Genomic DNA, 11,229 nt, shown 5'->3' with positions numbered 1-11,229 from the left:
GAGATCGTCGAGGCGTTCGCCGCGCAGAGCCTCGCGGTGCTCGATCGGCTCGGGATCGCCGTCGGACGACCCCAGGGTGAACGCAGACGGCGGTGCGCTCGCCCTCGGGCACCCGTGGGGCGCGAGCGGAGCAGTCGCCCTCGTTCGCCTGTTCAGCCGGCTCGTCCGCGGCGGAGCGCCGGCGGGGACGCTCGGCGTCGCCGCCGCATCGGTGGGCGGCGGCCTCGGGATCGCCGCGGTCGTCGAGGTCGTGCGATGAGCATCCGCCTCGAGTCCGTTCGTGTGAGGCTCGGCGACACCGACGTCCTGAACGACGTGTCGCTCGCTTTCGACGCGCGCACCGTGGCCGTGATCGGCGAGAACGGCTCCGGGAAGTCGACCTTCGCGCGCCTCATCGGCGGACTGGTGGCGCGGACGTCGGGTGAGCTGCGCGTGCTGGGGCTGGACCCGCGCTCGCAGGCGGCCGAGCTGCGACGCCGCGTCGCCCTGGTCTTCAGCAATCCCGACGCGCAGATCGTCATGCCCACCGTCGCGGAGGACGTCGCGTTCTCGCTGCGTGCCGACCGGCTCGCGCCGGCCGAGTGCGAGGAGCGGGTGTCGGCCGCGCTCGCGCGCTTCGGCCTGCACGCTCTGCGGGAGCGGGCGTCGCACGAGCTCTCGGGCGGTCAGAAGCAGCTGCTCGCCCTGTGCGGGGCCTTCGTCCGGCGGCCCGATCTCGTGATCGCCGACGAGCCGACCGCGTACCTCGACGCGCGCAACGCGCGCGTGGTCGCCGACCACCTGTTCCGCCGCACCGACCATCGACTCGTCCTGGTGACGCACGACCTCGCGCTGGCGCGGCGGTGCGATGCCGCGGTGCTGTTCGTGGATGGTCGAGCGGCAGCGGTCGGGGCGCCCGACGCGATCATCGCGCAGTACGACCAGACGCTGCGATGCTGACGGCGTACCGGGCCGGCACCGGATGGCTGCATCGGATGCCCGCCGGTGTCAAGATGCCGGCGATCCTCGCCGCGGTGCTCGCCGTGTCGCTCCTCCCGTCCCTCTGGTGGGCGGCGGCGGTCGCCGCGGGGGCAGCGATCCTCGCGTACGCGATCGCGGGGCTCGGGGACGGGATGCTGGGCATGCGCGAGCTCGCGCGCCAGGTGCTCGCCGTCCGCTGGGTGATCGTGCTCGTCATCGCGGGACAGCTCCTCTTCCTCGGGCCGGAGCCGGCCGTCGCCAATGCCGCGCGGATCACGTCGGCGCTCGTGATCGCGGCGCTCCTGGTGCTCACCACGCGAACGACCGCCCTGCTGGACGCGGTGGCGCGGGGCCTTCGGCCGCTGCAGCGCCTCCACCTCGACACGGAGCGCGCGGCGCTCCTGCTCGCGGTCACCCTGAGCACGGTCCCGGTGCTGGCCCGACTGGCCGCAGAGGTGCGCGATGCGCAGCGCGCCCGCGGCGCCCGCGCCGGCCTGCGCACGTTCGTCGTCCCGTTCCTGGTCGTCTCGCTCGCGCACGCCGACCGGCTGGGAGAAGCGCTCACGGCCCGAGGCGTGCGGTGAGCGGCGGCGTGGCTACACGGGCTCGAAGACCAGCGCACCCGTTGCGATCGTGGTCGAGACGAGCCGCACGCGGATGGTCTCGCCCGGCGCGCCGAAGACGCCGTCGACGGATGCCTCCACCGCCGGCTCCGTGAGCTGGATGCGCGTGTGCGACGCATTGCGCGCGAGCACGACCGCCTCGAACTCCTCCCCGGTGCGCCCGGCGAGCACCGCCGCCTCGATGCGGTCGATTGCGGCGGATTCCAGGCGTCCCGCCCGCGCGGCGCTGTCCGCCATGATGCCGGGCAGCTCCTCCAGTGAGGAGCGCACCCACTGCGGAACCTCCGCGCCGCGGGCGAGGGCCTCGCAGACGACGAGGCCCCACCGGTCGACCAGACGCCGCAGCGGAGCGGTCACATGCGCATACGGCGCGGCCAGCGCCGCCTGCAGCGGCTGTGCGGGCGGTGCGGTGTCGAACGCCGCGTAGCCTGCGCCGCGGAAGAGGGATGCCGCATCCTGCAGCACCGCGAGGGCTCGCGAGTCGCTGCGGTCCAGGGTGCGGAGGTACTCTCCGTAGTCGTGATCGCTCGGCCAGGGGAGGCCCAGCAGCTCGGTCTGGTGCCGGAAGGCGGTGAGGGCCGCCGGGTCGGGCGGGGGCATGATCCGAAGGATGCCGACCCCTCCGTCGAGCATGATGCGCGCAGCGGCCATGCCGGTGAGCAGCGACAGCTGTGCATTCCAGTCCTCGACGGGCAGCGGCATCCGTCGCTCGAGACCGTAGCCGTGCGCGGTGAGCACGATCTCCTGGTCGGGTGCGTTCAGCGATGCCCCGCCGCGGGCGGCCTCCTGGGCGAGAAGGGCGCGGCCGATCTCGGGCAGCGGTGCCAGCGCCGCCGGAGCGGTGCCCTCGTCGAGCGCACGCTGCGCCTCGTCGTACGTCCACTGCCGCCGCGACCGGACGAGCGCGCGGGCGAGGCGCGTCTCGCGCAAGGCGCCGTCGGGACTGAGCGAGAACTCCCACACGAAGGCCCGGCGCGTGCGATCGGGCAGGAGGGAGCCGGCGTCCTCCGAGATCTCGACGGGATGCAGCGGTATCCGGCCGTCGGGGGCGTACAGCGTCTGTCCACGGCGGCGCGTCTCGGTGTCGAGGGCTCCGTGCGGGGCGACGAAGAACGGCACGTCGGCGATCGCGTACCGGACCGTGAACCCGGCTTCGGTGGCGCTGAGGTGCATCGCCTGATCGAGATCGGTCGACCCGGGCGGATCGATCGTGAGGAAGTCGACGTCGGTCAGGTCGGGCAGGTCGCCGAGCGGGGCGGCCGCGGCTCTGGCCGCCTCGGCCGCGACATCGGCCGGGAACCCCGTCGGTACTGCAAGACTCTCGCGGAGCGCGGCCAGTGCCCGCGCGAGCTCACTCTGAGCCGCCGACGGAGAGAGGCGGGTCACGCGACGCATCATGTCACGACCCTACCGACGGGCATCGCGACGCTGATCCGCTACCGTCGGGAATCTCATGACCGACACTCCCCGCCTTCAGCCCGCTGAGGCTCGCGCCCCGCTGTCGCGCCCGATCGTCGCGGGCATCGTCACCGCCCTCGTCGGCGTGACCAGCTCCTTCGCCGTCGTGCTCACGGGCCTCGACGCGGTGGGTGCGACGCCGGCGCAGGCGGCGAGCGGCCTCCTCGTCCTGTGCGTCACGATGGGCATCTCGGCGATCATCCTCGCGTGGCGGTACCGGATGCCGATCACCGTGGCGTGGTCGACCCCCGGGGCGGCGGTGCTCGCGGCCACCGGCTCGGTCGAGGGAGGCTGGCCGGCAGCGGTGGGCGCATTCCTGGTCACGGCCGGCCTCATCCTGCTCACGGCGCTGTGGCCGCAGCTCGGGCGACTGATCGCCCGGATCCCGCCGTCGATCGCGCAGGCGATGCTCGCCGGCGTGCTGCTGCCGCTGTGCCTCGCACCGGTGAGCGGCCTGGTGGCCGACCCGTGGGGCGTCGTCCCGGTGATCGTGACGTGGCTCGTCTTCGTGCGGGTCGCACCACGCTGGGCCGTCCCGCTCGCCTTCGTCGCGGCATCCGTCGTCGTCGCCGTCCACGTCGCGACGACCGGTGCGACGATTGAGCCGGGGTCGCTCATCCCTCGCCTCGAGTTCACCGCCCCCGCCCTCACCGTCGGCGCGGTCGTCGGCCTCGCCCTCCCGCTGTTCCTGGTGACGATGGCCTCGCAGAACGTCCCCGGCGTCGCGATCATGCGCAGCTTCGGCTACGACGTGCCCTGGCGGCCCGCGATGTTCGTCACCGGGCTCGGCACCGCCCTCGGTGCGACGGCGGGCGGTCACGCGATCAATCTCGCCGCGATCAGCGCCGCGCTCGCCGCGGGGCCGGACGCCGATCCGGATCCGAAGCGGCGGTGGGTGGCGGGCGTGTCGACGGGCGCCTCGGGGATCGTGCTGGGCGGCCTGTCGGCTGCTCTCGTCGCGCTCGTCGTCGTCGCGCCGGCGGCGGTGATCCCGGCGGTGGCCGGCATCGCCCTCTTCGGCGCCTTCGGCTCGGCCGTGCAGCAGGCGATCGACGACCCGGGGGAGCGGCTGCCGGCGGTCATCACTTTCCTGGTGGCCGCGTCGGGGGTCGCGATCGCAGGAGTCAGCGCCGCGTTCTGGGCCCTCGTGGCGGGCCTCGTCGTGCGCGAGGTGCTGCACCTCGGCCGGCGCCCCCGCTAGGAGGGCCGGGACGGCCACACCTCAGTGCAGGGCGCCCGCGGGCGCCGACACGTCTTCCGCCACAGCGACGCTCGTGCGCACGGCGATCTCGAGCGCCCGGGCGATGTCGGCGAGGGGCAGCGTCGCGGCTGAGGAGTCAGGCGCGCTCTCGGCGGACCACGGCACGTGGATGAACCCCGCCCGGGTGGCGGATGACGCGGCGTCGAGAGCCGTGAAGAAGACGTGGTTGCAGACGAAGGTGCCGGCCGAATGCGACAGCTCGGCGGCTATGCCTGCGTCGGCGATCGCCCGGGTCACCGCCTTGACCGGAGGGGTGGCGAAGCGGGCGGCCTCCGCGCCGGCGACGCTGGGGGCGTCGACCGGCTGCACGCCGTCGTTGTCGGGGATCCGCGCGTCGATGAGGTTGACCGCGATCCTCTCGACGCCGATCGCCGCGCGGCCGCCGGCGAGCCCGGCCGCGATCACGACATCGGGCCGGTGCTCGGCCATGAGCTCTCGAAGCAGACGTGCCGCGCCCTCGAAGGTCACGGGCAGGACGGCTGTGACGAGCGCCTCCGGTCCGCTCCACCGCTCCGCGACGACCCGGAGGGCGTCGCCCGACGGGTTGACGGCGTCGCCGCCGAAAGGCTCGAACCCGGTGAGCAGCACGGTGGTCATCCGTCCAGCGTAGGACGGGTAGCGGGCGAGCTGCCCGCACGCGTGCGGGCGCCTCACGGCAGCGCCCGCGCTGTCGGGAGAGGGCGTGCAGACGGCTCGCCCTAGACTTGACCCTCGTGGTCACCCGTCTGTCGCACTTCTTCCTCCGCACGCTCCGCGAAGACCCCGCCGATGCGGAGGTCACGAGCCACCGGCTGCTCGTCCGCGCCGGCTACATCCGCCGCAACGCGCCGGGCATCTTCGCGTGGCTCCCGCTGGGGCTGAAGGTCAAGGCGAAGATCGAGAAGGTCATCCGCGACGAGATGGCGGCGGCGGGCGCCTACGAGGTGCACTTCCCGGCCCTGCTGCCGCGCGAGCCCTACGAGGCGTCGGGGCGATGGGAGTCCTACGGCGACGGCATCTTCCGGCTGCAGGACCGCAAGGGCGCGGACTATCTGCTCGCGCCGACGCACGAGGAGATGTTCACGCTCCTCGTGAAGGATCTGTACTCGTCGTACAAGGACCTGCCCCTGTCGATCTATCAGATCCAGGACAAGTACCGCGACGAGGCTCGCCCTCGTGCCGGCCTCCTGCGTGGCCGCGAGTTCACCATGAAGGACGCCTACTCGTTCGACTACACCGACGAGGGCCTGGACGCCTCGTACATGCGCCAGCGCGACGCGTACGAGCGCATCTTCCAGAAGCTCGGACTCGAGTACGTCATCGTCCAGGCCGACAACGGCCTGATGGGAGGCGCGCGCTCCGAGGAGTTCCTGCACCCGACGCCCGTCGGGGAAGACACCTTCGTGCGCTCCGCCGGTGGATACGCGGCGAACGTCGAGGCCTATACGACCACCCCGCCCGCCTCGATCCCGTTCGACGGGATCGGCGCGCCGGTGATCTTCGACTCGCCGGACACGCCCACCATCCAGACGCTCGTCGACCACGCGAATGCGCACCTCGAAGCCCCGGCGCCCGGCGTCGCAGGCCCCGCGACCGAGGGAGCGGCCCAGTGGACGGCGGCGCACACCCTCAAGAACGTGGTTCTCGCGCTGACGCATCTTGACGGCTCCCGCGAGCTCGTCATCGTCGGGCTCCCCGGCGACCGCGACGTCGACGACAAGCGCGTGGAAGTCGCCTTCGCTCCGGCCACGGTCGAACAGGCCACCGAGGCGGACTTCGAGCGGCACCCGCTGCTGGTCAAGGGCTACATCGGGCCGTGGTCCGAGACGGGGCCCATCCTCGGTGAGGAGTCGGCCACCGGGATCCGCTATCTGCTGGATCCGCGGGTCGCCGACGGCACGGCGTGGGTGACCGGCGCGAACATCGACGAGAAGCACGTCCACACCCTGGTCGCCGGACGCGACTTCACGGCGGACGGCTTCGTCGAGGTGGCCAGCGTGCGCCCCGGCGACCCCGCCCCCGACGGCTCCGGCCCGGTGGAGCTGGCGCGCGGCATGGAGATCGGTCATGTCTTCCAGCTCGGACGCTTCTTCGCCGAGACCCTCGGGCTCAAGGTCCTCGACGAGAACGGCAAGCTGGTGACCGTCACGATGGGCTCGTACGGCATCGGCGTCACCCGCATCCTCGCGATCATCGCCGAGCTCAACAACGACGACAAGGGACTCATCTGGCCCGCGTCGGTGTCGCCGTTCGATGTGCACGTGGTGGCCACGGGTCGCGACGCCGCGGCGTTCGAGCTGGCCGAGAAGCTGTCGGCCGAGTTCGAGGCATCCGGTCTCGACGTGCTCTACGACGACCGGCCGAAGACGTCGCCGGGCGTGAAGTTCGGCGACGCCGAACTGGTCGGCGTGCCGAAGATCGTCATCGTCGGGCGCGGCGCCGCCGAGGGACAGGTCGAGGTGTGGGACCGCGCGACCGGTGACCGCGAGGTCGTCGCGGCGCAGGACGCCGTCCACCGCCTGCGCGGCTGACGCGCCCCGCGGCCGCGGCTTCGGGCAGCGTCAGCAGGTGACCCTGCCGTGCGACATGGTGTCGTCGGGGGTGTCCCTGGTGACGAGGGCCTTCAGCATGCCGGCGGCGGTGACGAGCTTGCCGTGGCGAGGCTCCCAGAATTCGCACTCCACCGGGGTGACGCGCAGCAGGGCGATGCCGGGCGTCTCGAGTCCGTCCTCGAACCAGATCTGCAGATCGCTCGAGTAGAGCTCCTCCATCTTGGCTCGGTCGTGGACCACCTGAGCGCGACCGGCGACCGAGACGTACCGGTGTCCCTTGGCGTCGATGTAGGCCAGCCCGACGTCGTGTCCGGGGTCGGCCTCGGCCTCGGCAACCTTCTTGGTGTCATCGAGGGTGAAGAACCAGATGTCGCCCGCGTCGTCCATCTGGCGGGTGCTCATGGGCCGGCTCACCAGGTTCCCGGCGGCGTCGAGGGTCGTGAGCATCGTGAAGTCGATGTCTTCGACCAGCTCCTTGATCCGGGCGATCGCATCGGCTCCGGTGACTTCCTGAGGATGGGTGTCTGTCATCCTCCGAGCGTGGGCCGCGCAGTGCCGTCGAGCAAGCCATTGACATGTCGGATGCCGCCGCCTACCGCCGCAGACGTGGCACGCTGGTGGCATGCGCGAAGACGCTGCTGTGTCGCCCGAGGTGACCGAGGATCTCCGTCGTGTCATCGCCGACGCCGGGATCACCGAGAACGTCGACCTGATCGCGCGCGTCCTGGTCACCGGTGTGGGGCTCGGGCTGGACGATGCCAGCCGCCTGGATCTGAAGATCACCACGGCGGCACTGAGCGAGATGCGCGCGGCGTTCCGGCTCTTCGCGCCGTACGAGGACGTGCCGAAAGTGACGATCTTCGGATCGGCGCGCACCCGAGCCGATCATCACGTCTACCGCGCGGCGGCGGACGTGGCGCGAGCACTCGCGGAGAGCGGATGGATGGTGGTCACCGGCGCCGGACCGGGGATCATGCAGGCCGCCGCCGAGGGCGCGGGCCCGGAGCGGTCGCTGGGGGTGTCGATCCGGCTGCCCTTCGAGGAGAAGCCGAACGCGGTCATCGCGGCGAACGCGCGCAATGTGGCGATGAAGTACTTCTTCACCCGCAAGCTGATGCTGGTGAAGGAGTCGCACGGATTCGTCTGCGTCCCCGGCGGATTCGGCACGCTGGACGAGCTGTTCGAGCTCCTCACGCTTCAGCAGACCGGCAAGGCCGAGCCGACGCCGATCGTCCTGCTGGACGAACCCGGCGGCACGTTCTGGAAGGGTCTGCAGCGCTTCATCGACGAGCAGCTCGTGGCGGGCGGCGTCATCTCCCCGGATGACTTCGATCGCGTTCTCGTCACCGATTCGGTCCAGGCGGCGGCTGCCGAGATCACGGACTTCTGGCGCAACTACGACTCCCTGCGCTGGGTGGGCGGCCGGCTCGTGATCCGGCTGCGCAGTGAGCCGACCGACGCCGAGGTCGACGAACTCAATGATCGGTTCGGCGCGCTCCTGGTCTCTGGGCGCATCGAGCGGAGCGGGCCGCTTCGGCCCGAGCGCGAGGACGACGATCGGCTCGACCTGCCGCGACTCGTCCTTCGTCTCGATCAGGTGCAGGTCGGTGCGCTGCACCGTCTCATCCGCGCCCTCAACAGGCTGGAGAGCGCCCCCGCAGGTCCCGCGCGAGCGGCGTGATGAGTGCGCTCTCATCGTGTCGTCGCCATCCGTTCACCCGGCGGCCCCGTCGCCGTTGATCGGCGCGACGAGGCTGACGCCAGTCGAACGTCAGGGAGGGCGTCCATGAGCATCGTCGAGAACCCCCGCACATCGCTTCCGATGGCGGACCACGTCCGTGGCAAGCGGTCCGCGGTCACGTGTCAGTTCAAGTGCGCGAACGCGTGCGTCGGTCCCGAGTGCAACACCTCCGCGAATCCGCACTTCCGTGACGTCGCCTCGGCAGCTCTGTCGCGCCGCGCCCTGCTCGGTCTCGGCGCCGCCGGCGCGGTCGCGATCGCGGTCGGCGCTTTCCGACCCGGCGCGCCGACCTCCACCCCCGGCGCGGCAGGCTCGGCCGGGGCGGGAGCTTCCTTCGCGCGCCCGGGCACCGCCGGACTCGCCTTCGAGCCGATCGCTCCGGTCGCGCGGACCGTGGATGCCTTCACGGTGCCCGCCGGCTACACGTGGAGTCCGCTCGTCCGCTGGGGCGACCCGCTGTTCTCCAGCGCCCCCGCCTTCGATATCGACGCGCAGTCGCCGGAGGCGCAGGCGCTGCAGTTCGGCTACAACTGCGACTACCTCGACATCCTCGCGTCGAACAACGGCCGGCGGGGCGTTCTCGTCACCAACCACGAGTACGTCAATCCCGGCATCATGTTCCCGCCGTCCAGCGATCCCGCGGAGCTGCGCCGTCGCGGCGACATCTACAAGGCCGCGCAGGGACTTTCCGTGGTCGAGCTGGAGCGTCGGCGCAAGGGCGAGCCGTGGGGCTATGTCGTCGACGGCCGCCGCAACCGCCGGATCACCGTCGAGACGGTCTTCGAGCTGACCGGTCCGGCCGCCGGGACGGACCTCGTCAAGACCGCCGAGGACCCCGAGGGCCGCTGGGTGCGCGGCACGCTCGGCAACTGCGCCGGTGGAACCACCCCGTGGGGCACGATCCTGTCGGGGGAGGAGAACTTCAACGGCTACTTCGCGTGGGCCGCCGACACGCCGGGCCAGAAGCGCTACCAGGCGTCGAGCTCCACGTCGACGTCGACAGGATGGGAGACGTACGACCCGCGCTTCAACGCCCACGATCCGGCCTTCGTGAACGAGCCCAACCGGTTCGGCTACATCGTCGAGATCGATCCCGATGACCCCGACTCGACCCCTCTCAAGCACACCGCCATGGGACGCATGAAGCACGAGGGCGCGAACGTCATCGTGGGTCAGGACAAGCGGGTCGTGGCCTACATGGGCGATGACGAGCGCAACGACTATCTGTACAAGTTCGTATCGAAGAACCGCATGACGGCCTCCCGCCGGAGGAACATGCGGCTGCTGGCCGAAGGCGACCTGTACGTGGCGAAGTTCGCCGGCGACTCCCCGTCGGCCGAGATCACCGGCAGCGGGGCACTGCCTTCGGACGGCCAGTTCGACGGCAGCGGCCAGTGGATCCCGCTGACGAAGAATGGCGTGTCGGTCGTTCCGGGATTCACGACCGAGCAGGTGCTCGTCTACACCCGACTGGCAGCGGATGCCGTGGGCGCCACCAAGATGGACCGCCCCGAGGACGTCGAGCCGAACCCGCGCACCGGCAAGGTCTACGTCGCGCTGACGAACAACTCGCAGCGCGGCAGCGCGTCGCCGGTGGACGAGGCGAACCCGGTCACCGGCAACCGGTACGGGCACGTCATCGAGCTCACCGAGACGGCCGGCCAGTCCGGCACGACGTTCGCGTGGAACATCCTCCTCCTGTGCGGCGACCCGGCCGGCAACGCGAACACGTACTTCGCCGGCTTCCCGCCCGAGCTCGTCTCGCCCATCTCGTGCCCCGACAACGTCGCGTTCGACTCCGAGGGCAACCTCTGGATCTCGACCGACGGCGCCCCGAGCACGATCGGCTACAACGACGCGCTGTACAAGGTGCCGCTGGAGGGGCCCGAGCGCGGGCACGTGCAGCAGTTCCTCGCCGTCCCGAGGGACGCCGAGACCTGCGGTCCGGTGATCCACGACACCGAGGGATTCGTCTTCGTCGCCGTGCAGCACCCGGGTGAAGAGGGCACCTTCGCCGCGCCGACGTCGATCTTCCCCGACTACGGCTCCACCGCGCCCGGCGATGTGCCCACCGCGCCGCGCCCGTCGGTCGTGCAGGTTCACCGGGCCTGACGGCCCGGCACGTTCGCGGCGCCTGTGATCCGTCAGGATCGCGTGCGCCGCGGGCGTTCCTAGAGGTTCCGGAAGCGAGCCGAGAGGACGAGGAAGACTCCGTAGGCGATCAGGCCGACCCCGACAGCGCCGCACACGGCGGGTCCGTATGACAGGGCCATCAGTCCGTCCAGCGCGGCGTCGAGCCCGCCGGTGTCGTCGGCCTCGCTCGTGAACGACGCGACGATGAGCAGGACGCCGACCGCCACCAGCGCGACGCCCTTCGCGAGGTAGCCGACGACGGCGAGCGCGTTCACTGCGATGCCGGCACTCCCCTCGGGAAGGGTGAAGCCCTCGAGGAACTTGCGCCGGATGCCGATGACCCCGAAGACGATGCCGCTCACGGCGATGCCGGCGCCGATCAGCCCGAGCACCCACGGGCCGCCCGGAACGTCGAGCAGCCCGCGACTGGCTTCCTGGACGCTCTCGTCCGGATCCGGTCGCGCGCCGATCGCGACGGCGGCGGCGATCGCGGCGAGGATCAGGAAGACTGCGGCCTTGCCC

General features: G+C 71.5%; 10 protein-coding genes and 1 pseudogene. 7 read left to right on the top strand and 4 right to left on the bottom strand.

Annotated features, from left to right (window positions below):
* The 3 genes and pseudogenes from WYM_RS18450 to WYM_RS18440 all read left to right on the top strand — a co-directional run.
* A pseudogene (locus WYM_RS18450) lies at nucleotides 1-259 on the top strand (acetyl-CoA C-acyltransferase); the annotation flags it as partial.
* Nucleotides 256-939, top strand: coding sequence for an energy-coupling factor ABC transporter ATP-binding protein (locus WYM_RS18445; protein ID WP_019182326.1), 684 nt, complete (start codon nucleotides 256-258; stop codon nucleotides 937-939). The pseudogene WYM_RS18450 and the gene WYM_RS18445, both read left to right, overlap by 4 nt.
* On the top strand, nucleotides 933-1,544 hold the full coding sequence (locus tag WYM_RS18440) for an energy-coupling factor transporter transmembrane component T family protein (protein WP_019182325.1): 612 nt from the start codon (nucleotides 933-935) through the stop codon (nucleotides 1,542-1,544). Before WYM_RS18445 ends, WYM_RS18440 begins: the two co-directional genes overlap by 7 nt.
* Nucleotides 1,545-1,556: 12 nt before the next feature.
* Here the strand turns inward: WYM_RS18440 and WYM_RS18435 are convergent, their stop codons facing one another.
* Nucleotides 1,557-2,981 carry an RNB domain-containing ribonuclease gene (locus tag WYM_RS18435; RefSeq protein WP_019182324.1) on the bottom strand — a complete coding sequence of 475 codons (1,425 nt, stop codon included), beginning with the start codon at nucleotides 2,979-2,981 and terminating at the stop codon, nucleotides 1,557-1,559.
* A gap of 55 nt (nucleotides 2,982-3,036) precedes the next feature.
* Between WYM_RS18435 and WYM_RS18430 the strand changes: the two genes are divergently transcribed.
* Nucleotides 3,037-4,242, top strand: a complete 1,206-nt coding sequence (locus WYM_RS18430) for a benzoate/H(+) symporter BenE family transporter (protein WP_019182323.1) — start codon at nucleotides 3,037-3,039, stop codon at nucleotides 4,240-4,242.
* A 21-nt stretch (nucleotides 4,243-4,263) separates the two neighbouring features.
* On the opposite strand, the gene pcp is transcribed toward WYM_RS18430, so the two are convergent.
* Nucleotides 4,264-4,899: a pyroglutamyl-peptidase I gene (pcp, locus tag WYM_RS18425; protein WP_019182322.1), complete on the bottom strand. Its 636-nt coding sequence runs from the start codon at nucleotides 4,897-4,899 to the stop codon at nucleotides 4,264-4,266.
* Nucleotides 4,900-5,015: 116 nt separating this feature from the next.
* Between pcp and WYM_RS18420 the strand changes: the two genes are divergently transcribed.
* Nucleotides 5,016-6,812: a proline--tRNA ligase gene (locus tag WYM_RS18420; RefSeq protein ID WP_019182321.1), complete on the top strand. Its 1,797-nt coding sequence runs from the start codon at nucleotides 5,016-5,018 to the stop codon at nucleotides 6,810-6,812.
* Nucleotides 6,813-6,842: 30 nt separating this feature from the next.
* Here the strand turns inward: WYM_RS18420 and WYM_RS18415 are convergent, their stop codons facing one another.
* Nucleotides 6,843-7,364 (bottom strand): pyridoxamine 5'-phosphate oxidase family protein, encoded by a 522-nt coding sequence (locus tag WYM_RS18415; protein ID WP_019182320.1) that lies wholly within the window; start codon nucleotides 7,362-7,364, stop codon nucleotides 6,843-6,845.
* Nucleotides 7,365-7,455: 91 nt separating this feature from the next.
* On the opposite strand from WYM_RS18415, the gene WYM_RS18410 reads away from it, so the two are divergent.
* Both WYM_RS18410 and WYM_RS18405 read left to right on the top strand, forming a co-directional pair.
* On the top strand, nucleotides 7,456-8,514 hold the full coding sequence (locus WYM_RS18410; RefSeq protein WP_019182319.1) for a TIGR00730 family Rossman fold protein: 1,059 nt from the start codon (nucleotides 7,456-7,458) through the stop codon (nucleotides 8,512-8,514).
* 105 nt (nucleotides 8,515-8,619) lie between these two features.
* Nucleotides 8,620-10,686, top strand: coding sequence for a PhoX family protein (locus tag WYM_RS18405; RefSeq protein ID WP_019182318.1), 2,067 nt, complete (start codon nucleotides 8,620-8,622; stop codon nucleotides 10,684-10,686).
* Between the two features lie 59 nt (nucleotides 10,687-10,745).
* Here the strand turns inward: WYM_RS18405 and WYM_RS18400 are convergent.
* Nucleotides 10,746-11,229 (bottom strand): DUF1206 domain-containing protein (locus WYM_RS18400; RefSeq protein WP_019182317.1); only part of this gene is annotated, 484 nt, incomplete at its 5' end.

It is taken from the genome of Microbacterium yannicii PS01, from assembly GCF_000304335.1.
GTDB classification, from domain to species: Bacteria; Actinomycetota; Actinomycetes; order Actinomycetales; family Microbacteriaceae; genus Microbacterium; species Microbacterium yannicii_A.
This window is presented reverse-complemented; position numbering and strand designations above follow the sequence as displayed.

Excerpts from the sequence above, each read along its gene's own strand:
- pcp (WP_019182322.1), bottom strand. The coding sequence starts at position 4,899 with ATGACCACCGTGCTGCTCACCGGGTTCGAGCCTTTCGGCGGCGACGCC.
- WYM_RS18435 (WP_019182324.1), bottom strand. The coding sequence starts at position 2,981 with ATGATGCGTCGCGTGACCCGCCTCTCTCCGTCGGCGGCTCAGAGTGAG.
- WYM_RS18410 (WP_019182319.1), top strand. The coding sequence starts at position 7,456 with ATGCGCGAAGACGCTGCTGTGTCGCCCGAGGTGACCGAGGATCTCCGT.
- WYM_RS18430 (WP_019182323.1), top strand. The coding sequence starts at position 3,037 with ATGACCGACACTCCCCGCCTTCAGCCCGCTGAGGCTCGCGCCCCGCTG.
- WYM_RS18440 (WP_019182325.1), top strand. The coding sequence starts at position 933 with ATGCTGACGGCGTACCGGGCCGGCACCGGATGGCTGCATCGGATGCCC.
- WYM_RS18415 (WP_019182320.1), bottom strand. The coding sequence starts at position 7,364 with ATGACAGACACCCATCCTCAGGAAGTCACCGGAGCCGATGCGATCGCC.
- WYM_RS18405 (WP_019182318.1), top strand. The coding sequence starts at position 8,620 with ATGAGCATCGTCGAGAACCCCCGCACATCGCTTCCGATGGCGGACCAC.
- WYM_RS18445 (WP_019182326.1), top strand. The coding sequence starts at position 256 with ATGAGCATCCGCCTCGAGTCCGTTCGTGTGAGGCTCGGCGACACCGAC.